A 26,539-nucleotide genomic window follows, 5' to 3' on the forward strand; every position below is an offset into this window, starting at 1 on the left:
AGATATGAATTACAAAGTAATCACCATCAGTCGTGAATATGGAACACATGGCCATGTATTGGCTGATAAACTCAGCAAGAAACTGGGAATCCCGTACTATGATAAGGATTTTGTGCGCCAGACCGTTAAAGAAAGCGGAATTGAGAAAGATGTCATAGATGAAGAAGGCGAGAAGTATACTCCCACTACCAGATTTATAGAAATGGTTTCACCAGCATCACTTACTTCCACTCATGATGAGATATTTAAGGCACAGAGCAGAGTGGTTCTGGAACTGTCACAGAATCCATGCATAATTGTCGGAAGATGTGCCAATTATGTTCTGAAGGAAGCCGGCATCAGCTCCTTTGATATTTTCCTTGCAGCATCTGAGGAATGGCGTATGGAGCATGCCATGGATGCGGAAAAAATAAAGAAGCCTGTGACCAAGGAGTTTATCCGTAAGCAGGATGCCGAGCGCCGCAGATATTACAAGACCTACACCGGTCAGACCATGGGAAATGCAGATAATTATTCATTATGCATAGATGTGAGCAAGATTGATATGGATAAATGTGTAGATATTATTTGCGAACTTTTGAAGTAATTATTCAGAACCTGTGTTATAATACCCGTATTCTTGCATAAAAATGCTGGAATACGGGTGTTTCTGTATAAATATCAACCCAAAATCAAGCTGTGAACCTTTGGACTGCGGCGGATACTTATCTGAAGGCCTGATATAAAAAATTATCTATCACTATTTTGTTACCGGCCAAAATCGGCGGAATGGATATTAGTGTGGGTATACAAGAAAACGATTTGAAGGAGAGAAATGATGAAGACAAAGGTATATATTGACGGACAAAGCGGAACAACAGGACTGCAGATATATGATCGAATCGGGTCGAGAGAGGATCTGGAACTTCTCAGGATCCCTGAGGACAAGCGTCATGACCTCGAGGAACGTAAAAAGTATATAAACAGCGCAGATATCGTTTTTCTCTGTCTTCCGGATGATGGTGCAAGGGAGGCGGTTTCTCTCATTGAAAATGATAATGTAAGAGTCATTGATGCATCCACTGCTCACAGAACCAACGACGAATGGGTGTATGGTTATCCCGAGCTTTCGAAGGAGCAGAGAGAAAAGATCCGTAACGGAAAGCGTATAGCAAATCCGGGCTGTCATGCTACAGGTCTCATTTCAGTTACAGCGCCTCTTGTTCGTATGGGGATTCTGCCAAAGGACTATCCGGTAACCTGCTATTCTCTTACAGGATATTCAGGCGGTGGAAAGAGTATGATAAAGGACTATGAAGCAGATGACAGACCTGAGGTTCTCAGTTCACCCGGAATATACGGACTTACATTAAAGCATAAGCATATTCCTGAGATGCAGAAGGTTACGGGGCTTACCTATGCGCCTGTATTTATGCCGGTGGTAGATGACTACTATAAGGGAATGGCAACTACTATCATGCTTCAGAACAGACTCCTTCCGGGAAATCCTGCCGCAAAGGACATCTGTGAGAAGCTCGCAGAGTACTATAAGGATGAGCATTTTGTATCAGTGGTTCCATTCGGTGAGAATGACAGTAAGCTTTATGCAAACAAGCTTGCGGGAACCAACAGACTTGAAATCGTAGTTTGCGGATATGAGGATCAGACTTCAGTTACCGCTCTTTTCGATAACCTCGGAAAGGGAGCCAGCGGTGCCGCAGTCCAGAACATGAACATAATGCTGGGACTTCCTGAAGACACAGGGCTTTAATGATTCAGCTGACTCTGAATTGCTGTGAAATGGTACAGAAAATGCAAGTCTGTAACAGTTCAGCCGGGGCACGAGTAACATAGCAGGAACGATTTGTTACGCAAGTCTTTGGATTATGTCACTTATATCGGAAAATAATGCGACAATAGAAAGATTAGAATGTATAATTAATGGCAAGGGTCAAAGGTGAGAGTTTGATACTTTTGACCCAACAAGAATTAAAGAAGATTTTTTTCCGGAGGAAATGATTATGCGCAGTGATTTAGTAAAGCAGGGTATCGAGCACACCCCGCATCGTTCACTTTTAAAGGCTGACGGACTTACAGACGAGCAGATGAAACGCCCGCTTATCGGTGTTGTAAATTCATTTACCGAAGTTGTTCCGGGTCATGAGCATTTGCAGCAGATTGCAAGGGCTGTTAAGGATGGCGTTCTCATGGCGGGAGGAACACCCCTTGAGTTCAATACAATAGCAGTTTGTGACGGTATCGCAATGGGACATGACGGAATGCATTTCTCACTGTCCTCACGTGAGCTCATTACAGATACCATCGAGTGTATGGCAACCGGCCACGCCCTTGATGCACTTGTTTTTATTCCTAATTGTGACAAGATCGTTCCGGGAATGCTTCTGGCGGCCCTCCGTCTCAATCTTCCCTGCGTATTTGTTTCCGGTGGACCGATGCTTTCACTTCATCAGAAAGACCTGAATACTGCGTTTGAGGCAGTAGGTGCTTACAAAGCAGGACTTATGGATGAGGCAGGAGTTATGGATGTTGAGAATACCTGCTGTCCTACCTGCGGCTCCTGCTCAGGAATGTTTACAGCCAACTCCATGAACTCTCTTTGTGAGGTTCTGGGTATGGCACTTCCGGGCAACGGTACCATTCCTGCGGTATATTCCGAGAGAATCCGTCTTGCCAAGACAGCCGGAATGCAGGTAATGAAGGTTCTGGAGCAGAACCTTCGCCCAAGAGATATCATTAAGGCAGAGACCATCGAGAATGCTCTTACAGTTGACATGGCTCTCGGATGCTCCACAAATACATCACTTCACCTCATGGCGGTTGCTCATGAGGCGGGCTTCCCATTCGATCTTCACAAGATCAATGAGATTTCCGACAAAACCCCTAACCTCTGTCACCTTGCTCCTGCGGGACACCATCATATGCAGGATCTCATGGAGGCAGGCGGTATCTATGCGGTTATCCATTCCCTGGATGAGCACGGACTTATCAACAGAGACTGCATGACTGTTCTCGGAAAGACCATCGGTGAGGTTACAAAGGATGCTGTGAACAGAAATACAGATGTCATCAGACCGTTTGACGATCCGTACCTCAAGGAAGGCGGACTTGCGGTGCTTTACGGAAATCTGGCACCTAACGGCTCCATCGTTAAGCGTTCAGCAGTTGCACCTGAGATGATGGTTAATGAGTGTACCGCAAGAGTATTCAACTCCGAGGAAGAGGCCATCGGCGCAATCTATGGCGGAAAGATCAAGGCGGGAGACTGCGTGGTTATCCGTTATGAGGGACCTGCAGGCGGACCGGGAATGAGAGAAATGCTCAGCCCTACATCAGCCATCGCAGGCATGAAGCTTGATACTACGGTTGCTCTTGTAACTGACGGTCGTTTCTCCGGTGCATCCCGTGGTGCAGCCATCGGACACGTTTCACCCGAGGCTCAGGCCGGCGGACCTATCGCTTATGTGAAGGATGGAGACAAGATAAAGATCGATATCCCGAACTATTCCATCGAGCTTCTGGTTTCCGATGAAGAGATGGAAGAGCGCAAGAAGACCATGCAGATCCGCGAACAGAGAAACCTCACAGGTTATCTCAGGAAGTATGCTAAGCTGGTACACTCCGCTGATACAGGCGCGATTGTAGAATAAAGAATTTATATTTACTCCCCGGAGGGCGTTTCCGGGGGGTTATGAAATGGTACAGAAAATGCAAGGGATGCGTGACGGCCCACGAGATTGAAAGTACAGCCTCACAGATATGTTCGCCCGGTATGCACAGGTATGTGCATTCCGTTCGTACATATCTGCGAGTCTGTTCTTTCAACTCGCAAGCCTAGCCACACATCCCTTGCATTTTCTTCACACATTGATAACCGGCAGGCAAGACATTTATACACAATAGGCTTTTTATCAATAGCCTTTTTTGTGATCTACTTTACTTTTCATGGAAGCGATGTCTCCGGCAAAGTACTTTTCTAGATTTTCTCCTGTAATTTTTACGATATTATAGAATGTCTTCTGTAAGTAGAACTGGCCGGCGATGTGAGGGGTGATGATACATCTTGGGGCATCCCAGAGGGGATCTGTTGCGGGGAGGGGTTCAGGCTCTGTTACATCAAGGGCTGCTCCTCCGATTATTCCGTTTCTGAGGGCGTCATTCAGCGCCTTTCCGTCCACTGCATTGCCACGGCCGGCATTGATGAGATATGCAGTCGGCTTCATAAGTTTGAGGCGGTCAGCATTGATGATATGAACATTTTCCGCCGTTCCCGGAAGCACCATGGCAACGTAGTCTGCTCTTGGAAGGAGTTCATCAAGGTGCTCGACAGTGGTGAGCTCATCAACAAATTCAGGCTTGTCACTATGCTGATGCTTTGTAACGCCGATCACATAGCTTCCCAAGGCATGCATCTTCTTGGCATAATGCTTACCTATAGAACCAAGCCCCAAAACAAGAGTCACAGAATCCTCAATGGAAACCACCTTGCCCTCCGGCCTCCATTCTTTGTTGACCTGATTTCTCATATAAAGATCTTCCTTACGAGCCAGCATAAAGCAAACTGAAACCATCCACTCAGAAACCGTAGTGTCATAAGCACCTGAAGCACTGGTGAGGAGAGTCTCAGGCAAAAGAATTCCCTCCTTACAGTAATTATCAACACCTGCAGAATTGGTCTGAAGCCACTTAAGCTTCGGCGCCTTTGCCACAACCGCCGGAGAAACATTCCCCAGGATGATATCTACATCCTGCACATCTGCTTCCTCCACAATCTCCTTCGCTTTATAAACAATCTCATGCCCCTTTGCCTTGCTCTCAATATACTTTCTGTCCTCGTCACTAAAAGGCATAGCCCCTAAAATCTTCATGCAAACACCCTCCTGTCATCCGTTTTTTATTCAATCTCCGTTGATTTTACCACATATTCTACACAAAATATCACCTATATAATTTGTTTCCTTCACAAAAGGTCGCAGGGAAACAGTTAGACTACAGTTTAAAAGGCAGGAGACATAAGGTATCCATTAAAACACGTTGAGTGATAACGTGAAGAAAAGGAAGGGTGCCAATGTCTTGCTTATAAATGTTCATAGTAAAAGCTGATGCCGCTAGCCGGCGAGGCTCTTTCGGCGTAATCATAATCTGCTTTAAGTTCCGGTAATCGATATGTGAAGAAAATGCAAGGGATGTGTGGCAAGGCTTGCCTGATCAGCGTTTCGTGAGAAATGCTGATGCCCCCAGGCGGCGAGGCTGTTTCGGCGTAAGCCGAAATCAAACGAAAATGCCTGCGCGTAGCGCATTCTGATGGCATTTTCTCCTTGGAGTTGAAAGAACAGACTCGCGAACAAAGTCCGCCCGGTATGCACATACCTGTGCATACCGGGCGGACTTTGTTTGTGAGGATGTACTTTCAATCTCGTGGGCTGTCACCCGTCCCTTGCATTTTCTGGCCCATTTCAAAACCTATCGGTCTCATCAGATCTCGGCAGCAGCATTCTCCCCTGCAACCTTACCATAGTACATAGCCATAGAGTGACTCACACCCTTAAGCCCGATAGGATATTCCATTCCGAATCTACCGCCTTGCATATTTCCCGCAACATAGAGACCCTTGATGATCTCGCCGCAAACCTGGCGTCCCTGCTCATCTGTCACCTCTGTGAATGTGTGGCAGTCCTCATCAGACTCGAGACCACCGATGCAAACAAGCATGATAGCGGTTGTGAACTGATCGGCATAGAAAGGAGCTGTATCCACAGGCATGAGACGGCTCGGAACCTTGTGGAAATCCTCATCATAGCCGGCTGCTGCAAGCTCATTATATCTCTTGATGGACTGAAGAGCCTGCTCCTGTGCAGCGGTATCATCAGGATATACCTTTGCAACAAGCTCTTCCAATGTATCTGCCTTTAAGCATCTGCCGTCCTGAACAGCAGCCTCAAGCTGATAAGGGCTCTTCCAGTTACGGTAAGTCTTATTGTTCTTAGGAGCTTCATCTATGGAAGCGTAATCTTCAAAATAGCATGCACCACCGTGAGCTGCCGGCATGTGAGTTACCTGCTCAGGCCAGTTTGCATCAAAGAACTGCCAGCTCTGCATAAGTCTGGTCTGCTCGATCTGGTTCTCAAGCTGCTGTCCCGGAAGATCCTCGCACATGAAACGCTTTCCGTCCATGTCCAGGTTCAGGAAGCCTGCATTACCCATAACACCAACACCTGAAAGATCGGCACCGCCGCCCATGTGGTGGATCATAGGGGCATTGTAGCCCATAACCTTTGCGCCTGCCCATGCACCCATTCTGAGACCTTCACCCTGGTTTGTTGGAACTCCGTTTACGTCGAAGGAAGTGAAAAGTCTGTTGTTCTGGTGAGTCTTCATTACATCCGGAGCAAAATGCTTCATGGCAGCATCATTGGAACCGTAATCACCTGTTGAAAGGATAACGCCCTTCTTTGCTGTGAGCTTCAGGTACTTGCCCTTATCAGAAGACTGAGGGTCGTCGTTTAATGCATAGACACCGACACATCTTCCATCCTCCATGATGAGCTTCTTTCCGAAGTGTCCGAAATAAGCCTCTACCTTACCGGTTGCCAGCGCCTTGTCCCAGTTAGCTGTGAAGGTAGCTGCCTGGCTCGGCAGGAACTCAACAGAAGTCGGATAGCATGGGAAGCGCTCTTCCTTCCAGTTGTATACGTGCTCATTGCCGCTTGCATCCTTATAAGAAGGAAGCGGACGGAAGATAGGAATCATGAAGTCGTCAGCATTCTCATCTTCGATAGGCTGTCTTGTCTCATCGGCTATGAACAGATGGTCATCGGCATCTGTCCACCAGTCGAAGGCTTCGCCAATGTTGTCAGCCCACTTCTTCGTGATGCTTCTCTTTACGCGGTATGAAGATTCATTAACATGAGAATCGATGATCTCGTCAACTTCTTCTCTTGATAATGCTCTCTCCGGCCAGCGGGCATTGAGCTTAGGGCTGTTGATGACCGCATACTCTCCGGAACGGCAGCAGGGTGCAGCTGCACCATCGATACCGATTACTGTTGCGCCTGCCTCTGCGGCGCCTCTTGCAGCTGCCACACCGGCAACACCAAGGCCTACAACTATAACATCGGCCTCAACTTCGTTATATACATCAGCATCACTTATTTCAGGCTCTGCACCAAGCCAGTCATCCTGGGAAGCACCGGCAGCATTGCCTGCGTCGGCAGCCATGGTTACGGCCTCGCCCTTTGCCTGTGCGATACAGTTGGCAGCAGCTTTCTTTACGGCATTGGATGTTACTGTGGCGCCGGACACAGCATCCACTTCAGCGCTCTGTGCCTCAAGGATTGCCTTTGAAAGCGGCTCCGGAGTTGCTGTTCCGATACCCTCGGTTTCTCCTGAAGCATCGATCTTTACATCGGTTATGCTGTTTTCGTCAAATGTCATTGTGACTGTGATATCACTTTCAAGACCCTTTTCAACTGCTGTATAAGTTCCGGGAATGTAAAGTCCTGCTTTTGCAGCCTCAGTAGCAGCTGCAGTGGTGGCAGCCTCGGTTGCTGCGGCAGTTGTTGCCTCAGGCGTGTTGGAACTGCAGCCAGTAAGTCCTCCTATAACAGCACCTGCTGTTAATGTTACGGCACCTGCTGCTGTGCCTCTCAAAAAATCTCTTCTGGAAATCAGTTTAGCCATTTTTCCTCCTTGCGGATCGTGAATACGCATCCAAGATATTGATAAGATAAAGTGAATAGATCAAGCCAAGACATTGGCATTAATTTAACAGTATTTTCTTATGAACGCCGTTGTTTGTATATTTCAATTGTGTTAATGTGTATTTAGTTTTACTTAATACCAGTTGACCTTTTTGGAAGGAAGAAGGGACATTGCTTATACAATTTAAGTAAATAACCTAATTGAAAAGGAAGGAAATAACAGAGCCGGTTAAGGCTTCAACTGAAAACAAAATATAAGGAGATGAGGATAGATTATGTACAGCACACATATACAGACATTTCTTGCGGTATGTGAAAGGGGTAGTTTTAATAAGGCAGCGGCGGAACTATACATTACACCGAGTGCCGTGCTTCAGCAGATAAACACTTTGGAGAAAAGACTTGATGTGAGACTCTTGAAAAGAAACCGTGGTGGAGTTGAGCTGACTCCTGCCGGAGAATTCCTGAAAAAGGAGGCCAGGTCATGGGTTCATGCAGGGGATGCCATAATGGAAGAGGTTCGTGCCATAGCAGAAAGAGAGAATCACATTTCCATAGGCACTTCACTGTTGGAGAAAAGCCGCCTGCTTTATGAGCTTTGGATGCTGTACTCGGCTTTAAATGACAATGTGAAGATAAACATGGTCTCCATCGATACCGAGCACCATATACCGGCCCAGACCGATCTCATTGAAAGCGTCAACAGCGGAGTTCCCTGGATGAAGGAATGGGATTTTATAAGAATATGTGACGTGCCATTTGGCTTTGCGGCGCCGGAACGACACTCTATTTCAAAAAAGGATATAGTCTCTCCGTCGGAGCTTTCCGGGGAAACGGTAATGTGCTTCAGGGACGAAGGTGCCCCAACTATAGTGGAAATGTTTGATTGCATGAGGACTAATGGAATAAATCTCGACATTCATGATTATCCCAGCGAGGTTATCCTCTGGGGCGGAGGATTTAAGGGACAGCTCTTACTTGTGCCCATGTGCTGGAATGACATTCTTCCCGGCATGAAGGTGATACCATGCAAGTGGGACTATACCCTGCCCTACGGAATATTCTTCCGGAAGAATGCTTCTCATACGGTTCGCAAATTCCTGAATTTCGTCCGGAAAACCTACAATGAAGGCAATGAACAGGGGATAGTGCCGGTGTTGACTTACTGAGTTACCAGAGAATTCTGCCGGATTAGTAATTTTCAGTAATAAAAATGGCGAAAATCCTAGAGAATAAGCCATTCTTTTAGGATTTCCGCCATGTTTTCAATTCAGCAGATAACGGGAATCGAACCCGCCTCCTCGGCTTGGGAAGCCGATGTACTACCGATGTACTATATCTGCGTTCATTATACTCTCATAATTTTACTCTTATTTTCCCTCAAGTCAACTATCGCAAGGTGGTTGCATGACTTAATATAAAGTTCTATATATTATTTTTTACTTTTTTTATATTCTCTGCTTTCGTCAGTAATTTGTAAATGAAGTTCAAATGATTTTATAAACCGATTTTGTTCTTTTGTGCTACAATACTCCTTGCAAATTATAATTAATAGAAGAGGTCTTTATGAGACAGATTAAAAAAATCGCAGCTTTGGCACTGGGCACAATGCTTGTATCCGGTGTTTGCAGTTTTGGTTCACTTGCTGCCGCCACAGGAATTTCTGCAGTGGATTTCGGCAATTACAGTTCAGATGCGTCTGCCGCAGCAGGTACGATGCCGGGCACAGGTATCAGCACTCCGGGATTTTCCGTTGATGATGCTCTGGATCAGTTTTTCCAGAACTCTGTCATCGTGGGAAACTCTATAGGAAAAGGCTTTGGTCTTTACGCTTATGATCACAAAGAGGATCCTGTGCTTAAGAATTTCCAGGCACTTACTGCCAACGGTTTCTCTATTCAACGTGCTTTTGATGGTATCAGTACTACAAGCTACCACCCAATGTACATGGGACAGCAGCGCTACGTTTGGGATTCCATCCAGCTTATGGGTGCGAAGCACGTATACCTTTCTTTCGGAACAACCGAGGTTCAGGTCCCCACTGTTCTTGAGGATTATCAGAGGCTTATCAACCAGATCAAGGCTGTTAATCCTGATGTTGACATCACTGTGATCAGTGCCACCTACATTTACCCGGGCAAGTACCACGGTACCATGACAAGTGCCAATGTTAAAGCTTTCAACATAGCCATGGAGCAGATCTGCGCACAAAACGGCTGGGGCTTTATCAATGTTGCAGACCTCCTGGCAGATGCAAACGGAGATCTGAATCCGATTTACAGCAATGATGAGTACATCCATCAGAACGATCTGGCATACGACATTTGGACAAATTCGCTCAAGGAATATGCTCTTAAAAAGCTGGGACTTGCATAATAAAAAATAAAGTACTATACCAAATATACCTGAAGGATTTTTACCGTACCTTCATGCGGTAGTGTAGGTTTCGACAATATGATACATTTATTGTAAATAAAAGAAATTATAAGAGGAGTAGAGAGTATGAAAAAGTTATTAAAGAAGGCAGCAATCATTGCACTTGCTTCATCTATGATCGTTTCATCCGGCATTATTTCAATGGCAGAAGAGACTGCCGCAGCTCAGGAAACTCAGGCTGCCACAGAGCTTTCCCAGGATCCGGTTGTTAATGCTCAGGAAGATCAGCGCGTGGTTGATTTTTACAAGGATTCCCTTATCATCGGTGATTCAGTGGCAGACGGTTTCAGGAGATATGCTATTGCGAGAAGTGCTAATCCGATCCTTGCAAACCTTAAGTTCATAACCATGCCGAGCTATAGCATGGATGAGGAGCTTAAGCCCATTGGAACAGAAGGCGTTAGACATTTATGGTATGGCGGAGCTCAGCATTATGCCTATGAGATGGTTGGTATAATGGGTGCAAAGCATGTTTATATTTCTCTTGGTCTTAATGATATTCAGGGTCGTCCAAGTGAGGTTTTCGAGAATTACAAAACCTACATCGGACAGATCAAGGCTGCAAATCCGGATGTAGATATCACTATCATAAGTACAACTTACATTTATTCAAGTCATCAGTCTTCAATTAAAGGCGTTAAGAGCTGGGCATTTGACAATGATACAGTACGTAAGCTTAATGCTTCCATGCAGGAATATGCCGCACAGAACGGATATGGCTACATAGATATCGCTAACCGCCTTGCAGATGCAAACGGAAATCTGAACCCTGTTTACTGCACAGACCAGAAAATCCATCAGAATGATGATGCTTATGCTATCTGGGTTCAGTGTCTCCGTGAGTATGCGGCAGCTCAGAACTATGTTCATGCCAATGATGCAGCTGCCTCTGCAGGTGAAACTGCCACAACCGAAACTACTGCAGCCGGTTCAGAAGGTGAAGTGATTCCTGTTGTTCCTGTACAGGCGTGATGATTCCGGTAGTTTATTGAAATGGTACAGAAAATGCAAGGGACGTGTGACGGCCCACGAGATTGAAAGTACAGCCTCGCGGATATGTTCGCCCAGTATGCACAGGTGTGTGCATACTGATCGGACATATCCGCGAGGCTGTTCTTTCAACTCCAAGGAGAAAATGCCATCAGAATGCGCTACGCGCAGGCATTTTCGTTTGATTTCGGCTTACGCCGAAACAGCCTCGCCGCCTGGGGGCATCAGCATTTCTCACGAAACGCTGATCAGGCAAGCCTAGCCACCCATCCCTTGCATTTTCTTCACGTTTTCTATTTATTAAAATCTGTTTTTCTTATCTGAAGGTTTTTGGCTGGAAGGTTTCTTCTTGCTGGTTTTTCTATTGGTAGTTGGTTTCGCAGAGGTGTTGACCTTTTCCGCAGTTTTCTTTATTCTGGAGTGTTGTTTCTTTACCGGCAGCGGTTTCTTTCTGACGGAATACCCAAAACTGCCCAGTTTCTCTCCGAGGGACATGTAGTCGCCGTGGGAGTAGGCTACGAGGCCTACCTGATCCATGTGGAAGGCGCCTTTTTCATCGATGAACTGTTCGTCTACACGAACGGCGACAACTTCTGCGAGGAACATGTCATGGCTTCCCAGAGGGAGCACTTGAGTCACCTTGCACTCGATGGAAACCGGGGCTTCTTTGATGGAGGGGGCGGAAACCATGGCAGACTCTTCTTCGTGGAGCCCCATTTCTTTCCACTTGTCGATGGTGGCAATGCTTCTGACGCCGCAATAATCAAGGGCTTTTACAAGTTTTTCGTCCGGGAGATTTATGACAAATTCACCGGATTCCCGAAGCATGGGGTAGCTGCCTCTGTTTTTTCGTACGGAAATATATGCCATGGGTGGATCGGAACATATGGTGCCGGTCCAGGCAACGGTCAGGATGTTTGTTCTGCCGGATCTGTCTTTAAGGCTTACCATTACGGCAGGAACAGGATATATGAAATTACCGGGTTTTTTAAATGTTATCTTACTCATAGGAATAATCTAAGTTTTGTACTCCTTATCGTCAAGTATATTTAAGAAAACTTGCTGCCGGCATCAGCTATAATAGAGTAGATTCTTTTTATCGTCAGCTTATATTGGGATTCTTAAGTGACGAAATATTAAATCAGAATCTGTTTATACGAGTTTTAACAAACCTTGATTATAAGGGAACCGGCTATATCTGCATCTGTATGTCGGATATAAACGGCGAAATAATGTGTTTACAGGGGGGAAGATATGAGAAACAGAAAGCTTGCAGCGGCATTGATGTGTGCCGTTTTGGCCATAACACCGGTTTTGACAACATTTGCGGATACACCGGCTTCTTCGACGGAAACTTCGGAAAACGGTGTCATAGGTCCTACAGTGGGGGCACAAACCGGTGATTCTACAACGGGAACAACAGAAGAAACGTTTCCTCAGGGAATGACAGAGGAGGAAATCCTTCAGGAGCAGCAGAACAGAGCGTGGCTGGAAGAGCAGTTAAGGCTTCAGGCTGAGGCTATGCACGCTTTTGAAATAGGAAACTTTTTCAAGGATTCTGTTCTGGTGGGGGATTCCGTAGCACTGGGTTTCTCAAATTATGCTGTGAAAAACGGGGCATTTCCTATTTTTCAGAATCTCAAATTCCTTACCAGAGGAAGTTACTCTGTTCACAATGCATTTTCGGCTATTACGAGTAAGTCCTGTCATCCCATATATCAGGGGCAGCAGAAATATGCCTGGGATTCTCTGAAGCTTATGGGAGCAAAACACATTTATACATTTTTCGGGCTGAACGATCTTTATGCCGGCGTTGACAATACCGTTGCAACGTATCTTCAGTTTATAGCAAAAGTTCAGTCAGAGATCCCGGGAATAGAGATCACCATCATCAGCACAACGCCGATGTACAGGGGCTCTGAAAAGAAGAATCTGAACAATGCAAACATCCGGGCGCTTAATGCACAGATGGCAGCATTGGCGGCGGAAAACGGCTGGGGTTATGTGGATATTGCGTCAAGGCTTTGCGACAGTGACGGATGTCTTTCAAAGGTTTACTGCAGCGACAGTTATGTGCATGAGACCAATGCCGCATATCAGGTATGGCAGGCTGCACTTGAGGAATATGCTGAGGCACATCTTAACAATGTACAGTCTGAATCGGAAGATGATCAGGAACAGACCACGGAAACACAGTAAATTTTGCTTTGTTTAGAAAAAACGAAAATTTCATCTTTACGTTGTTAAAATTGAAATTAGTCTTTATAATGGTGCAAGGATTTTATAATCCTTGCATTAATTATGTATAGAGTTCAAAGGGGAGAAACAATATGAGAAAGACTATAGTAGCAACAACACTCGCAGTAATCGCAGCATCAGCACTTATGCTTAACGGATGCGGCAAGAAGGCAGAAGCAGAGGCTGTTACAACAGCAGCAGTAGAGACAACCGCAGCCGCTGAGGAAACAACAGCTGAGGAGACCACAACAGCAGCAGAGGAAACAACAGCTGCGGCAGAGGAGACTACAGCAGCTGCTGAAGAAACAACAGCTGCAGCAGAAGAGTCATCAGAGTCAGAGGAAGAGTCAACAGAGGAGTCTTCTAAAGAGGAAGAAACCACTGAGGAAACAACAAAAGAAGAGACAACTACAGCGGAAGAAACAACAGTAGAAGAGACAACAGCCGAGGAGACCAAGGCTCAGTCATCAGGTGCAGATCCAAGCGCTATTTACAGCCAGGTTACAGGTCTTCTTCCCGGTATGATCAATGTTGATGCAAACTATATCGCAAACTATTACGGAATCGATGCATCACAGCTTGAGGGTTACGTTTTCGCTATGGCTGAGGATGTAACACATGCAGACACAGTTGCCATCCTTAAGGCAAAGGATGCTTCAAGCGTGGCAGCACTTGCAGGTCAGCTCAGTGCAGTTCAGCAGCAGAAGGCACAGGAGCTTCAGGATTACATGCCTGACCAGTATCAGATCGTTGCAGCAAGCTCAGTTAAGACTGCCGGTAACTATGTTTACCTTGTAATGTCTCCAAATGCTGCAGCTATCGAGCAGACCATCGCTTCAAACATCGGCTGATCGTAACATCTCAATAGAAGATAATTTTTGAAGAGTCGGAGGGCATCCATTAAAAACGTGGAGCCCTCCGGCTTTGATTTTATCCACCGGGTATCCGCCGGGGACGGTTCTCGCCGGCGGATACCCGGTGGATTTCAAAAGGATTCTCTCTTATTTTATGAACTGTTATTTACATTTATCAAAAGTGTTTGCCACCTTCGGAGTTTGATTGTAAGATAGGGACGTTGTGTATTTATAAAAGTTTTATTAATTGGAGCATTAAAGTATGGTATTCAGTAGTATTCCATTTTTGTTCTTTTTCCTTCCGCTGTGCCTGATCCTATATTATCTGGTGCCGTTCAAGGTGAAGAATTATATCCTTCTTGTCTTTTCACTGGTGTTTTATGCCTGGGGGGAGCCCATATATATTCTCCTCATGCTGTTCGAGACTCTTTCGGACTATACACTGGGACGGTTTATGGATAAAGCTCAGGATGGTTCCTTCCGGAGGAAGCTGTGCCTTGCGCTGTCCGTCATCATCGATCTTTCGGTGCTGGGATTCTTCAAGTATGCAGACTTCCTTATAGAGTCCGTTAATGCTTTCGCCGGGACATCCTTCACACCCCTGGGCCTTGGTCTTCCTATAGGAATAAGCTTTTTTACCTTCCAGACCATGAGTTACACCATCGATCTTTATAAGAAGGAAGTGGAGGTTGAGAAGAACTATTTCTATTATCTGACCTATGTTTCCATGTTCCCTCAGCTGATCGCGGGACCTATAGTCAGATTTTCAACGGTTAACGAAGAGCTCCATGAGCGTAAGATCGATTTTGAAGGTTTTATCCAGGGCGGACTCAGATTCCTGCAGGGTCTTTTCAAAAAGGTTCTTCTGGCCAATACCATCGGATCGCTTTGGGAAGTTATAAAGGCGGCAGCATTTGCCTCAACAGGAGAGCTTAGCGTTTTGAGTTCCTGGCTTGGAGCCATGTGCTTTACCCTCCAGCTTTACTTTGATTTCAGCGCCTACAGTGATATGGCCATCGGTATGGGAAGGATGCTTGGCTTCCATTATCTTGAGAACTTCAATTACCCGCTGAGTGCAGTCTCAGTAACGGATTTCTGGAGACGCTGGCACATTTCCCTCAGTACCTGGTTCCGTGATTATGTATACATTCCGCTGGGAGGCAACCGTCACGGAGAGCTTAAGCAGCTTAGAAATATGTTTGTGGTATGGTTCCTGACAGGTCTCTGGCACGGTGCAGCATGGAATTTCATACTCTGGGGACTTTTCTACGGAGTGCTTCTGGCACTTGAAAAGAACGTATGGGGCAAGGCCCTCGGGAAGCTGCCGGGAGTTTTACAGCATCTGTATGCCATGTTCATATATGTGACGGGATTTGTAATCTTTGTATTTGATGATATGGGTCAGCTGGGACATTATCTCAGGATCATGTTCGGAATGTCCGGAGCCCCTGTGGTTAATGCTGATATCCTGTGGTATCTCAGAAACAATTTTCTCATCCTCATACTGGGATGCATCATTTCCTTCCCTGTATACCCGTGGCTAAGAGGAAAGCTCAGAAGCGCCGCAAAGGGCAATGGCGGGATTTCGGAGATGATCACAAGGGAGACATTTATCACCATCCTAAGGTCTTCCTTCTACATCATCCTGTTCTTCCTGACAACAGCGTACCTGGTAAACGATACCTACAATCCGTTCCTTTATTTCCGTTTTTGATGAGGAATGGTTTAATATCAATGAACCGCTTATCAATAGTGGTTCGCCAAAACCTATGGCTGATGCAATGATTTTCAAAGGAAATATTTATTTCCCCAACACATAAGATGATTCAAGGCATCGGCGTTTGATAATTGGAGTTTTATGATGCAAAACAAATCGAACAATAATGAAGACAACCTTCTTTGGGGTGTCCGGAATGTGGGTAATGTCATCACCGTGATGACCGTCACGCTGGCCATACTCATTTTTGGAGTCTGGTTTATGGTTTCTCCGAAGCAGGAATTCAGCGAGAGCGAGAACCGTCAGCTGGCTCTGTGGCCCACCTATACATTTCAGTCCCTGAAAGACGGCTCCTACATGAGCAGCATTCAGAAGTACCTGTCAGACCATTTCCCTGCCCGCGACCAGTTCATGACCTTGAAGACCAAGGCTGAGGTGCTGATGGGAAAGCAGGAGATCAATAACATTTATCTTGCGAAGGACGGTTATCTCATCGAAGCCTATGATGAGCCGAAGCAGAATGAAAAGATCATCACCCAGTACGGAAAGCTTTATCAGGACATAACCACTGATGCGAAAAACAACATTAAGCTGATGCTGGTGCCTACGGCGGTGACTGTTTATAATGACAAGCTTCCTGCTTCTGCACCCGACAGGGGAGTGCTTAAGCAGCTTGAGACTATGAATAAGATTTATGAGGCGCGTCCTGAGATGAAGCGCATCGACTGCTATCAGGGGCTTCTTGAGGCCGCTCAGGCTGAAAAGACAGCTTCGGAATTCACGCCGCTTTACTATCACACGGATCATCACTGGACCACCTACGGTGCCTATGTGGCGTACAGAGAGTATTGCAAGGCCGAGGGCATTGAGCCGCTTCCGGAGGAGGCATTCACAAAAACCGTTGTCACAGACAGCTTCAGGGGTACGGTTTACTCAAAACTTAACGACACCACAGTGCCCGGGGAGGAGATAACCATCTATGAGAATCCGGACAATGCCTTGACCGTGGACTACACCGATTCGCATGAGGTTACCGATACACTTTACAACAGGGATTATCTGGAGAAAAAGGATAAGTACTCCATGTTCCTTAATAACCTTCATCCTCTTATAGAGATCACCAACGAGACTGCGGATTCCGACAAGGTCATGGTTCTCGTTAAGGACAGCTACGCAAATTCCATTGTGCCGTTCCTTGTAAATCACTATAAGAAGATATATGTTTTTGATACCCGTTACTACCGTTTCGGTCCGGCGTCCTTCATCAACGAACATCCGGAGGTTACGGATGTGCTGGTGCTTTACAATATGAACACTATTGATACGGACCTCGGAATCGGGGGAATCTTCTGAGGAAACATCGGTTTAATCGTGACAGTTCAGCCGGTAGACTACGGGGACGGGGTTGGTGGTTCATTTTAGATAAATGAACCACCAACCCCGTCCCCATGGTCTACCGGCTGAGCTGTTGTTTTTATACATCAAATATTATTCTCCTATTATGATTTTTTATACTACAAAATTTAGATTGTATGTTAGAATAATTCCAGTATAATGATGTTGATAAATCGATATAACAAATTTGATGATAAAGAAGTAATAAATATGGCAGGTAATTATAATAATCAAAGATATTCAGATAATCATGCAAGGGGCGGAAGCGGTGTACGTAGCCGAAACGCTTCATATAATTCCCGGGGAGTCCGTTCGGGGTCTCAGGGAAGCGGGCGGCACTCTTCAGGTGGAGGCTCCGGCAGGAACCGTGTTATAACCAATGCTGAGAAAGAGGCAATGCGGGAAAAAAGGCTTAAAAAGATACGTCAGAAAAAGGCACGTCAGAGGGCTTATACCTACAGGGTTATTTTCCTGAGCGTTTGTGCTCTTTTTGTATTTGGCCTCTGGAAGGGCGTTACCGGCATTACCGGCTATATCGAAAACAGCCGTCAGGAAAAGATCGATGCGATGCAGAACATCGAGATCAACAAGGGTAATGACGCCATCGATGTAGCCGAGTCAGTAATCACGGTGACAGAAGCAAGCGCAGAAGCCACAGTTGAGACCACTGAGGCCTACGACCCCACCAAGGTATTCTCAAACGGACGTTATGTGGATACCACAAAGCCTATGGTGGCTCTCACCTGGGATGACGGTCCTAACGGAAGTACCGGTGAAGCTATCATGGATGTTCTCGAAAAATACAATGGTCGCGGTACCTTCTTCGTTGTAGGAAACCGTGTTGACGAGTTCGCTTCCGAGATTCAGAGAATGGCCGCGAACGGTCATGAGATTGCGAACCACAGCTGGGATCACGACACAAAGCTTTCAAAGAATTCCTCTGACTATATCGTGCAGGAATTTGCAAAGACCAATGCAAAGGTACAGGAGGTTGCCGGCGTAACACCGGTACTTGCACGTCTTCCGGGCGGAATCATTTCCGATACGGTGAGAAGCAGCATTACGATGCCTCTTATCTTCTGGTCTGTAGACACTTTGGACTGGAAACACAAGGATGCGGATAAAGTTGTCGAATCTATAAAATCTGAGATTTCGGATGGCGGTATCGTTCTCATGCATGAGCTTTATAAATCCACTCAGGCAGCCTGTGAAGAGATTATCCCATGGCTGGCACAGCAGGGTTATCAGCTTGTTACGGTTTCAGAGCTTATACAGTTCAGAAATGCTGAAGTTGTGGGCGGAAACGGAAAGCAGTACAGCAGCTTCCCTCCTACGGAAACAGTAGCGGAAACCACTGTGTCAGAAACCGCGGCAGCTTCATCGGATAACACAGCGGCTTCATCAGAAACTCAGGCGACAGCCTCTTCCAAGGAAGAAAAATCAGATGGAACATCCTCTGAAAAGTCTTCTTCAAACAGCGAGGATTCAACCCAGAGCAGCAAGAGTAAGAGTAAAAGCGAGGACAATGACAATGACAATCACAGTACGCAGGTTATTCCCGGAGCAGATGATGCTCAGGATAATGTTTCCGAAGGCCCGGCTTCCCAGGATAACAGTGAGGTGATCGAAGCCCCTGCGGAAGCAGCTGATGATGGTGATGTCTATGTTCCTACAGAAGCCCAGGCAGCTCAGGCAGTTTCAGAAACCGCCTGGTGGATGGCAGGTCCGGCAGATCAGGCTTCACCCGGAGGGGATGCTCAGGCTGGTGCAATTCAGGCAATGGATGCACCGGGTTAAAAAACCTATACATAGTGAATATAATATGATACATTTGCCTCGTTCTTTGGCAGCGTCGGTTTAAACATATCCCGCCCGACGGGAAACCGATTCAGATCTTCGATTCTTCATTGAATGGAAGATTTTCCAAAGGATGAGGCATTTTTTGCTATTTATACATTTGCTGCTAAGGAATATCCTGAATGATATTCGTCTGACAGATATTCAGGTTCAAAAACAGTATTGAGAAGGAGACATTGGAATGAAATTTTCAGAGATGCCTTATGAGCGCATAGATTTCAAGAAACTTACTAAGGATTTCAAGGAACTTGAGGATAGATTTGTAAAAGCGGAAAGTGGTGAAGAACAGTTCAGAATCCATCAGGAATTTTATCTCATATACAATCATGTGATGACGGAATCACAGATTGCCATGATCCGCTCGGATATCGATATGTCCGACGAAAAGCTTCTCATGGAACAGGAATACTTTGACGAGAATATGCCCATTTTCCAGAACCTGGTGGTCTCATATCGAAAGAAGCTTTTTAACTCGCCCTTCAGGCCATATCTTGAGGAGAAGATCGGAAAGGTGGCGTTCAAAAACATTGAACTCGCCATGAAGGCGGTTGATGACAAGCTCATTCCTCTCATGCAGGAGGAAAACAAGATTCAGACCGAATACAACAAGCTTCTTGCAAGTGCAAGAATTGACTGGAATGGGGAAGAGCTGAATCTGAGCCTCATGAGCCCGTATCTCAACAATAAGGACAGGAGCATAAGAAAGGAAGCCTGGGAAAAGTTCAGTGCCTTCTTTTCGGTTCACCAGGAAGAGCTGGATGACTTTTATGATAAGCTGGTGAAGAACAGAACAAAGCAGGGCGAGCTTATGGGGCATGAGGATTATCTTCCGTTAGGTTACGCCCGAATGAACAGAAACAGTTTTGGGCGTTCAGACATTCAGGAGTTCCGGAAGCAGGTAAAGAGAGATTTTGTTCCCTTTGCGGAAAAGCTTCATGATCTGAGAAGACGTCAGCTGGGACTTAACAAGCTTAGCTACATTGATGAAGGTGTTTACTTTACAAATGGCAACCCTGCACCGGTGGGAACTCCGGAGCAGATACTTGCGGCAGGTCAAAAGATGTACAATGATCTTTCTCCTGAGACCGGACGATTCATTAACTTCATGTGCGATTCAGAGCTTTTCGATGTTCTGGGAAGAAAGAATAAAAAGACCGGGGGCTATATGACCATGCTTCCTGACTACCGGGCGCCTTTTGTATTTGCAAACTTCAACGGAACCTCAGGGGATGCGGATGTCATAACCCATGAGTGCGGACATGCCTTCCAGGGATACATTACCGCTGATGATCCCATCATTGAGCACAATGACATTACCATGGAAATTGCCGAGACGCACTCAATGTCCATGGAATTTTTCACCGAACCCTGGATGCCGCTTATCTTCGGAAACCGTTCCGATGACTATATAAAGATGCATTTCATGGATGCTGTTATGTTCATTCCTTACGGAACCATGGTAGACGAATTCCAGGATATCATTTACAAAGATCCGGGGCTTTCACCGAAGGCCAGAAACGAGGTCTGGAGAGAGCTGGAGCGTCAGTATAAGCCGCACCTTGATTACACGGGTAATGCCTACTACGAGCACGGAGGCTACTGGCAGCGTCAGCACCACATCTACGACAGCCCGCTCTACTACATTGACTACTGCATTGCCGGTGCCAATGCCCTCCAGTACAAGGTCCGTATGGACAGGGATTACCGTGAGGCCTGGGAAAGCTATCTTAAGCTTTGCAAGCTCTCAGCTTCGGATTTCTACAATGAACTAATGAAAAAAGCCGGCCTTGACAATGTCTTCGAAGACGGGTGCCTCCGATATATAGCAAATAAGCTGGATGAGAGGTTTTGATATATGCGTTTGGACAAGTATCTTGCCGATATGGGTGTCGGCAGCAGAAGCGATATAAAAAAGGCTATAAGAAAAAGCAAAGTAACAGTGGACGGAGAGGTGATTCGTGAATCGGGTTTTGAGGTTCCGGAGGGCGTGGTCATAACCTTTTTTGACGAAGAGATAAGGTATGAAAAGTTCCAGTATTATATGCTGAATAAGCCGGCCGGAGTTATCTCGGCAAGTGAGGACAAGCGCCAGACTACAGTGGTGGATCTCATAAGAGATGATGAATTTGGTGGTCAGGCAAGAAAGGATCTTTTCCCGGTAGGACGTCTCGACAAGGATACAGAGGGACTCTTAATCATCACTAATGACGGACAGCTTGCTCACAGACTTTTGGCACCTAAGCATCACATAGATAAGGTATACTATGCGGTGGTTTCCGGAGAGGTTAGTGAGGAGGATAGAGAGATTTTCAAAAAAGGCATCCGCTTCGACGAGCATCTGACGGCAATGCCTGCGGGACTTGAGATCCTCAGCACCGGAAAGACTGTGAAGGAGCTTGCGGACAAGCTTCAGCTCTCGGTGGATCCGGAACGATTTGAGAGAGTGCGTTTGTCCGGAGCTGATTTCAAGGGCGCAGAGGAAGCTGCCGATGTCAATGCAGAGACATTATGCTCTGAAATCAAGGTGACGATACAGGAAGGTAAGTTCCATCAGATCAAGAAGATGATCAGAGCCCTTCCCGGAGGAAAGGATGTGCTTTACCTCAAGAGAATGTCCATGGGAAGCATTGAACTTGACGAAAGTCTGGCACCCGGAGAGTATAGGAGCCTGACGGAAGAGGAGATACAGATACTGAAAAATGACTGTTCCGGTGAGCTTTGAAGCTTGAAGGGCGAAATGTCATTATCTTTGGATGATGAAAGAGTATGGCGCTTGTAGGTTTCAGGAGGAAACTATGAAGGAATCCTTTCTGATTCTTTTGAGCTGCTGAAAACCGTAAGATTTCCACGATTAAATATGTGGACAGGATCGGCAAGTGCCAAAAATGGATAAATACGGAATGGAGAATAAATGGACAAGAAGTCAGTAAGTGAGATTAAGTCAAAGTGTTTCAATAAAAATGATTGCCGCATAGACCGTATGCGGGCATGCTATGTCAACGAAGAGAAGGAAAAGATTTCCGCCTTCCATGATATGTTTCTGCAGCTGGAGGAAGCTGAAAGATCCAAATATTGCGAGATCTTCAAGCGTTCCATGTCCGGCAAGTTCGGCCGCAATCTTTTCAACGTGGAGTTCCCTGCGGCAGAGGAGATGCCCGGGGGACACCAGGAATTTCTGTATCGCCTCAAGAAGTCGGAGCTTAAGGATGACGCTCTTGTGGAGGAATTTTTTGACAAGATCATTGGGACCTACAGTTATCCCGGAAAGTACCTTATCATACTGAGCCACGGAGTTTACGACATCCCCCTGAAGCTGAAGGACCAGACAATTCTTGAAGACGCAAGTGAGTATGTGTACAGCTTTATCCTGTGTTCCATCTGTCCGGTGGAGCTTCTGAGAGAGGGACTTTGCTACGATGCCGCGGCTCAAACCTTTATGAGCCGCACCAATGACTGGGGCGTGAAGAATCCGGAGTCAGCATTCCTGTTCCCGGCTTTCAATTTCCGGAACATGGACATTCACAATTCACTCTATTATACGAGACATCCTGAGGAAAGACATGAGGAGATAGTGCTGGATATTCTGGGAACCGAGCTCAGCAGAACAGAGAAGGATCAGCAGCATGTTTTCAGGGAAATCATTGAAACGACTCTTTCCGGAGACTGCACCTTTGAGACAGTAAGGAGCATTTCCGAAGAGGTCAACGAGATGATCCGTGAGAATCAGAACGATAAGGATTCTGACGATCATGTAGAGCTTGGAAAAGGCGAGATTAAGAGACTTCTTGCCTCCAACGGCGCAAGCGAGGAACAGCTTCACCAGTTTGAGAGAATCTACGAGGAAGCTGTGGGGGACGATAATTCACCACTGGTTGCTGAGAACATCCAGGATCAGAAACATTTAGTGGTGAAGTCACTTACCATGAAACTTGATATAAAGTCCGAGAGTGCCGATCTTGTAGAGACCCGTGTCATCGACGGAAGAGAGTATTTGCTGATTCCCATCGCTGATGACATCGAAGTTAACGGAATAAAGATACGTCAGAACCTGAAGCCGGTGAAGGTAGCAGAAGAGTAATAGATGAAGGCGGCGGAAAAGCACACATTTAAAGTGGATTTAAGTCGTCTCTATGACCTATATCTCTAAAACCGGATTATGAGTCAAGGACAGGTCCGATTTCCGATGACCTATATTTGAAAAATAGGATTGTGAGTCAATTGAAAATCTGATCACCCATGACTCATATTTGAAAATAAAGGAATATGAGTCAAGGAAGAGACTGATCAAGCATGACTCAAATCTGAAAATAAAGGAATATGAGTCAAGGAAGAGACTGATCAAGCATGACTCATATCTGAAAATAAAGGAATATGAGTCAAGGAAGAGACTGATCACCCATGACTCATATTTGAAAATAAAGGAATATGAGTCAAGGAAGAGACTGATCAAGCATGACTCATATCTGAAAATAAAGGAATATGAGTCAAGGAAGAGGCTGATCAAGCATGACTCATATCTGAAAATAACAGATTATGGGTCAAACAAGAGACAGATTCATTATGACTCAAATAGTAATTATGGAAAATAATATGGCTTTTAGGGCGAAAAAAGCTAAATTGGCAAAGGCTGGATCATGGGCCATCTGAACTGCTGCAATCCAACTGCTGAATGTCGCTTCTGAAGTCAGCTGATGATTTATAATTCTTTTATAGCTTTTATGATGGTTCCGCCGCCGACAACTATGTCACCATCGTAGAGAACTACCGCCTGACCTATAGCAACGGCACGCTCCGGTTCATCGAAGACTATGCGGGCCTGACCGGTGAGATTTCCCTGCTCATCTCTAAGAGCTTCGGCAGTTGCAGGAGTTTCCTTCGCTTTGTAGCGGGTTTTAACTGTAACTCTGACAGGCTCCTCCGGCGCATCGAAAGGAATCCAGTTAAAGTTATCTGCAATGAGCGCCTTTGAGTAAAGCTCAGGTCCTGTTGTAAGGATGACATCATTGTTTGCCATATCCTTTTCACAAACATACATAGGCTGCTTAAGAGCCAGCCCAAGACCCTTCCGCTGACCGATGGTGTAACGGATGATACCCTTATGCTGCCCGAGAACGTTGCCCTCAGTGTCAGTGAAGTTTCCGGGAGCATAAGACTTATGAGTATAGCGCTCGATGAAATCAACATATTTCCCATCCGGTACAAAGCAGATATCCTGGGAGTCATGCTTGTGGGCATTTATGAAATCAAGCTTTTCAGCCTCTTCACGAACCTCATCCTTTGAAGCAAAATCCCCTAACGGAAATCTTGTATGTTCAAGCTGTTCCTGACTCATAAAATAAAGAACATAGCTCTGATCCTTTGCAACATTCAAAGCCTTTTTCAAAAGCCAGCGACCTGTATCCGGATCCTGCTCGATTCTTGCATAATGCCCCGTCACTATGACATCACAGCCAAGTGAAACAGCACTGTCAAACAGCTTTTTATGTTTCATGTATTTGTTGCATTCGATACATGGATTTGGTGTTCCGCCTTCTTCATAGGTCCTGACAAAGCGCCTTACAACCTCTCGGTCAAAATCCTCCGTAAAATCAAAAACATAAAAAGGCATGCCCAGACTTTCGGCAACCTTCCTCGCATCTTCAACACTGTCCTGTGTGCTGCATGTATTTAATGAATCATCGCTGTACAGCTTCATGGTAGCCCCGATGCATTCGTACCCCGCGTCCTTCATCAACGCCGCCGAAACCGAACTATCCACACCGCCACTCATGGCGATTAATGCTTTCTTTCCTGACATATATATTCTCTCCTCGTAACAACAGCTATACACTGGAGCAGACTGTTGCGATATTCTCTCGTGGTCATACAAATTAATTTACGTGACTATAACATGACAATAAAAACATATCAAGATAACGTAATATCTATATAGCATTTAACAATAAAACGTGGTTATAACTAAAAAAATCACAACGTAAATATAAACACGAAAGTAAGAAAATGGAAGGGATGGGTGGCATGGTTAGAAAAGTGAAGAAAATGCAGGGGATGGGTGACAAGGCTTGCGAGTTGAAAGAACAGCCCGGGCGTCATGTCCGTAGCCGACACACGTAAGTGTGATCGGATACGGACATGACGCCCGGGCTGTCCTTTCAATCTCGTGGGCCGTCGCCCGTCCCCTGCATTTTCTGTACCATTTCAATCTCGTGGGTTGTCACCCATCCCTTCCATTTTCCGGCCGGTTATCCACTCCACCCGTCTTAATCAAAAATAAATTTGTATATCCCCCCCTCTTGTGTTAAAATTTGAAAAGTATGTATACATGTCGGGTGAACTACGCCCAAAATCAGGGGCTCATTACCGAACCTGATAGTAGAAGGAGAATTTATGAAGGGAATTATACTTGCCGGAGGATCCGGTACAAGATTATATCCACTTACACGAGTAACCTCCAAACAGTTACTTCCGATCTATGACAAGCCGATGATCTACTATCCCCTCAGCGTTCTTATGAATGCCGGGATCCGCGACATCCTGATTATCTCAACACCGGTCGATACACCGAGATTTGAGGAACTCCTCGGTGACGGAAGTCAGTTTGGCATCAATTTACAATATAAAGTACAGCCGTCACCGGACGGACTTGCCCAGGCATTTATCATTGGCGCAGATTTCATAGGAGATGATTCTGTAGCCATGATCCTTGGTGACAATATCTTTTCCGGACACGGATTCAAGAGACTTCTCAGAAGTGCAGCCGCAAAAGAAAAGGGTGCAACAGTATTCGGATACTATGTTGATGATCCCGAGAGATTCGGTATCGTTGAATTTGACAGAACAGGAAAGGCAATCTCTATTGAAGAGAAGCCAGAGCATCCTAAGTCAAATTACTGTGTGACAGGACTCTACTTCTATGACAACAAGGTTGTTGACTATGCTAAGAATCTTAAGCCTTCAGCAAGAGGTGAGCTTGAGATCACTGACCTTAACCGTATTTACCTTGAGGACGGCGAGCTGGATGTGACGCTTCTTGGGCAGGGTTTCACCTGGCTTGATACCGGAACCCATGAGTCACTGGTGGATGCCACAAACTTTGTCCGTACCATTGAGACCCATGAGCATCGTAAAATCGCCTGCCTTGAGGAAATTGCCTATCATAATGGCTGGATCAGCCTTGAGAAGGTACAGGAAGCTTATGAGATGTATAAGAAGAACGAGTACGGCCGTTACCTTAAGGATGTTCTCGAAGGCAAGTATGTTGATAAGCTTAAGGAATTTTCAAAATAAATATATGGCTCTTTGATAATGATCTGCCGGTCTTATTGCCATTCATGAATCGTAAAATGGCGGATATA

20 protein-coding genes and 1 tRNA gene are annotated in these 26,539 nt (G+C 45.8%); 16 read left to right on the top strand and 5 right to left on the bottom strand.

The annotated features are described in order from the left end of the window. Positions 1-4 precede the first annotated feature (4 nt). From T357_RS0102075 to ilvD, 3 genes are all read left to right on the top strand, one after another. Positions 5-586, top strand: coding sequence for a cytidylate kinase-like family protein (locus T357_RS0102075; RefSeq protein WP_049962215.1), 582 nt, complete (start codon positions 5-7; stop codon positions 584-586). 228 nt (positions 587-814) lie between these two features. After that, the gene (gene argC / locus T357_RS0102080; RefSeq protein WP_044915882.1) at positions 815-1,750 is read left to right on the top strand and encodes an N-acetyl-gamma-glutamyl-phosphate reductase; all 936 of its coding nucleotides are present in this window, start codon (positions 815-817) and stop codon (positions 1,748-1,750) included. 250 nt (positions 1,751-2,000) lie between these two features. Further along, positions 2,001-3,647: a dihydroxy-acid dehydratase gene (gene ilvD / locus T357_RS0102085; protein ID WP_029201848.1), complete on the top strand. Its 1,647-nt coding sequence runs from the start codon at positions 2,001-2,003 to the stop codon at positions 3,645-3,647. 261 nt (positions 3,648-3,908) lie between these two features. On the opposite strand, the gene T357_RS0102090 is transcribed toward ilvD, so the two are convergent. Continuing rightward, positions 3,909-4,865: a D-2-hydroxyacid dehydrogenase gene (locus T357_RS0102090; RefSeq protein ID WP_031548149.1), complete on the bottom strand. Its 957-nt coding sequence runs from the start codon at positions 4,863-4,865 to the stop codon at positions 3,909-3,911. 607 nt (positions 4,866-5,472) lie between these two features. After that, a complete protein-coding gene (locus T357_RS0102095; RefSeq protein ID WP_049962216.1) occupies positions 5,473-7,677 on the bottom strand; it encodes an FAD-binding protein in 2,205 nt (734 codons plus the stop codon). Between the two features lie 295 nt (positions 7,678-7,972). Between T357_RS0102095 and T357_RS0102100 the strand changes: the two genes are divergently transcribed. Then, positions 7,973-8,866 carry a LysR family transcriptional regulator gene (locus tag T357_RS0102100; RefSeq protein ID WP_031548153.1) on the top strand — a complete coding sequence of 298 codons (894 nt, stop codon included), beginning with the start codon at positions 7,973-7,975 and terminating at the stop codon, positions 8,864-8,866. Positions 8,867-8,969: 103 nt separating this feature from the next. On the opposite strand, the gene T357_RS0102105 is transcribed toward T357_RS0102100, so the two are convergent. Next, positions 8,970-9,040, bottom strand: a tRNA-Gly gene (locus tag T357_RS0102105). Between the two features lie 223 nt (positions 9,041-9,263). Between T357_RS0102105 and T357_RS0102110 the strand changes: the two genes are divergently transcribed. Both T357_RS0102110 and T357_RS0102115 read left to right on the top strand, forming a co-directional pair. Next, the gene (locus T357_RS0102110) at positions 9,264-10,073 is read left to right on the top strand and encodes a GDSL-type esterase/lipase family protein (RefSeq protein WP_049962217.1); all 810 of its coding nucleotides are present in this window, start codon (positions 9,264-9,266) and stop codon (positions 10,071-10,073) included. 126 nt (positions 10,074-10,199) lie between these two features. Beyond that, positions 10,200-11,105: a GDSL-type esterase/lipase family protein gene (locus T357_RS0102115; RefSeq protein WP_031548156.1), complete on the top strand. Its 906-nt coding sequence runs from the start codon at positions 10,200-10,202 to the stop codon at positions 11,103-11,105. A 318-nt stretch (positions 11,106-11,423) separates the two neighbouring features. Here the strand turns inward: T357_RS0102115 and T357_RS0102120 are convergent, their stop codons facing one another. Continuing rightward, positions 11,424-12,131: a flavin reductase family protein gene (locus T357_RS0102120; protein ID WP_031548158.1), complete on the bottom strand. Its 708-nt coding sequence runs from the start codon at positions 12,129-12,131 to the stop codon at positions 11,424-11,426. 246 nt (positions 12,132-12,377) lie between these two features. Here T357_RS0102120 and T357_RS0102125 point away from each other — a divergent pair, with 246 nt between their 5' ends. From T357_RS0102125 to T357_RS0102170, 9 genes are all read left to right on the top strand, one after another. Beyond that, on the top strand, positions 12,378-13,322 hold the full coding sequence (locus T357_RS0102125; protein WP_049962218.1) for a GDSL-type esterase/lipase family protein: 945 nt from the start codon (positions 12,378-12,380) through the stop codon (positions 13,320-13,322). A 131-nt stretch (positions 13,323-13,453) separates the two neighbouring features. Then, entirely contained in the window at positions 13,454-14,212 is a 759-nt protein-coding gene (locus T357_RS19875) for a DUF4358 domain-containing protein (RefSeq protein WP_049962219.1), read from the top strand. Positions 14,213-14,477: 265 nt separating this feature from the next. Next, on the top strand, positions 14,478-15,929 hold the full coding sequence (locus T357_RS0102140; RefSeq protein WP_031548162.1) for an MBOAT family O-acyltransferase: 1,452 nt from the start codon (positions 14,478-14,480) through the stop codon (positions 15,927-15,929). A gap of 147 nt (positions 15,930-16,076) precedes the next feature. Then, the gene (locus tag T357_RS0102145) at positions 16,077-17,285 is read left to right on the top strand and encodes a DHHW family protein (RefSeq protein ID WP_081828014.1); all 1,209 of its coding nucleotides are present in this window, start codon (positions 16,077-16,079) and stop codon (positions 17,283-17,285) included. 252 nt (positions 17,286-17,537) lie between these two features. Next, positions 17,538-19,124 (top strand): polysaccharide deacetylase family protein, encoded by a 1,587-nt coding sequence (locus tag T357_RS19880; RefSeq protein ID WP_049962220.1) that lies wholly within the window; start codon positions 17,538-17,540, stop codon positions 19,122-19,124. Positions 19,125-19,365: 241 nt separating this feature from the next. Then, positions 19,366-21,036 carry a M3 family oligoendopeptidase gene (locus tag T357_RS0102155; RefSeq protein ID WP_031548167.1) on the top strand — a complete coding sequence of 557 codons (1,671 nt, stop codon included), beginning with the start codon at positions 19,366-19,368 and terminating at the stop codon, positions 21,034-21,036. Between the two features lie 3 nt (positions 21,037-21,039). Continuing rightward, positions 21,040-21,906 carry a pseudouridine synthase gene (locus tag T357_RS0102160; RefSeq protein ID WP_031548168.1) on the top strand — a complete coding sequence of 289 codons (867 nt, stop codon included), beginning with the start codon at positions 21,040-21,042 and terminating at the stop codon, positions 21,904-21,906. Between the two features lie 189 nt (positions 21,907-22,095). Continuing rightward, positions 22,096-23,262 carry a DUF4317 domain-containing protein gene (locus T357_RS0102165; protein ID WP_031548169.1) on the top strand — a complete coding sequence of 389 codons (1,167 nt, stop codon included), beginning with the start codon at positions 22,096-22,098 and terminating at the stop codon, positions 23,260-23,262. A gap of 169 nt (positions 23,263-23,431) precedes the next feature. Further along, a complete protein-coding gene (locus tag T357_RS0102170) occupies positions 23,432-23,773 on the top strand; it encodes a hypothetical protein (protein ID WP_031548170.1) in 342 nt (113 codons plus the stop codon). Between the two features lie 107 nt (positions 23,774-23,880). On the opposite strand, the gene mnmA is transcribed toward T357_RS0102170, so the two are convergent. Then, positions 23,881-24,981, bottom strand: coding sequence for a tRNA 2-thiouridine(34) synthase MnmA (gene mnmA, locus T357_RS0102175; protein ID WP_031548171.1), 1,101 nt, complete (start codon positions 24,979-24,981; stop codon positions 23,881-23,883). Between the two features lie 590 nt (positions 24,982-25,571). Here mnmA and rfbA point away from each other — a divergent pair. After that, on the top strand, positions 25,572-26,471 hold the full coding sequence (gene rfbA / locus T357_RS0102180) for a glucose-1-phosphate thymidylyltransferase RfbA (protein ID WP_031548173.1): 900 nt from the start codon (positions 25,572-25,574) through the stop codon (positions 26,469-26,471). The last annotated feature ends 68 nt before the right edge of the window (positions 26,472-26,539 follow it).

Origin of the sequence: Oribacterium sp. FC2011, from assembly GCF_000701645.1 — a bacterium.
In the GTDB taxonomy this organism is placed as follows: Bacteria; Bacillota; Clostridia; order Lachnospirales; family Lachnospiraceae; genus Oribacterium.

Bases quoted from the DNA above. Each gene is read 5' to 3' on its own strand.
- T357_RS0102075 (WP_049962215.1), top strand. From the start codon at position 5: ATGAATTACAAAGTAATCACCATCAGTCGTGAATATGGAACACATGGC.
- argC (WP_044915882.1), top strand. From the start codon at position 815: ATGATGAAGACAAAGGTATATATTGACGGACAAAGCGGAACAACAGGA.
- ilvD (WP_029201848.1), top strand. From the start codon at position 2,001: ATGCGCAGTGATTTAGTAAAGCAGGGTATCGAGCACACCCCGCATCGT.
- T357_RS0102090 (WP_031548149.1), bottom strand. From the start codon at position 4,865: ATGAAGATTTTAGGGGCTATGCCTTTTAGTGACGAGGACAGAAAGTAT.
- T357_RS0102095 (WP_049962216.1), bottom strand. From the start codon at position 7,677: ATGGCTAAACTGATTTCCAGAAGAGATTTTTTGAGAGGCACAGCAGCA.
- T357_RS0102100 (WP_031548153.1), top strand. From the start codon at position 7,973: ATGTACAGCACACATATACAGACATTTCTTGCGGTATGTGAAAGGGGT.
- T357_RS0102110 (WP_049962217.1), top strand. From the start codon at position 9,264: ATGAGACAGATTAAAAAAATCGCAGCTTTGGCACTGGGCACAATGCTT.
- T357_RS0102115 (WP_031548156.1), top strand. From the start codon at position 10,200: ATGAAAAAGTTATTAAAGAAGGCAGCAATCATTGCACTTGCTTCATCT.
- T357_RS0102120 (WP_031548158.1), bottom strand. From the start codon at position 12,131: ATGAGTAAGATAACATTTAAAAAACCCGGTAATTTCATATATCCTGTT.
- T357_RS0102125 (WP_049962218.1), top strand. From the start codon at position 12,378: ATGAGAAACAGAAAGCTTGCAGCGGCATTGATGTGTGCCGTTTTGGCC.
- T357_RS19875 (WP_049962219.1), top strand. From the start codon at position 13,454: ATGAGAAAGACTATAGTAGCAACAACACTCGCAGTAATCGCAGCATCA.
- T357_RS0102140 (WP_031548162.1), top strand. From the start codon at position 14,478: ATGGTATTCAGTAGTATTCCATTTTTGTTCTTTTTCCTTCCGCTGTGC.
- T357_RS0102145 (WP_081828014.1), top strand. From the start codon at position 16,077: ATGCAAAACAAATCGAACAATAATGAAGACAACCTTCTTTGGGGTGTC.
- T357_RS19880 (WP_049962220.1), top strand. From the start codon at position 17,538: ATGGCAGGTAATTATAATAATCAAAGATATTCAGATAATCATGCAAGG.
- T357_RS0102155 (WP_031548167.1), top strand. From the start codon at position 19,366: ATGAAATTTTCAGAGATGCCTTATGAGCGCATAGATTTCAAGAAACTT.
- T357_RS0102160 (WP_031548168.1), top strand. From the start codon at position 21,040: ATGCGTTTGGACAAGTATCTTGCCGATATGGGTGTCGGCAGCAGAAGC.
- T357_RS0102165 (WP_031548169.1), top strand. From the start codon at position 22,096: ATGGACAAGAAGTCAGTAAGTGAGATTAAGTCAAAGTGTTTCAATAAA.
- mnmA (WP_031548171.1), bottom strand. From the start codon at position 24,981: ATGTCAGGAAAGAAAGCATTAATCGCCATGAGTGGCGGTGTGGATAGT.
- rfbA (WP_031548173.1), top strand. From the start codon at position 25,572: ATGAAGGGAATTATACTTGCCGGAGGATCCGGTACAAGATTATATCCA.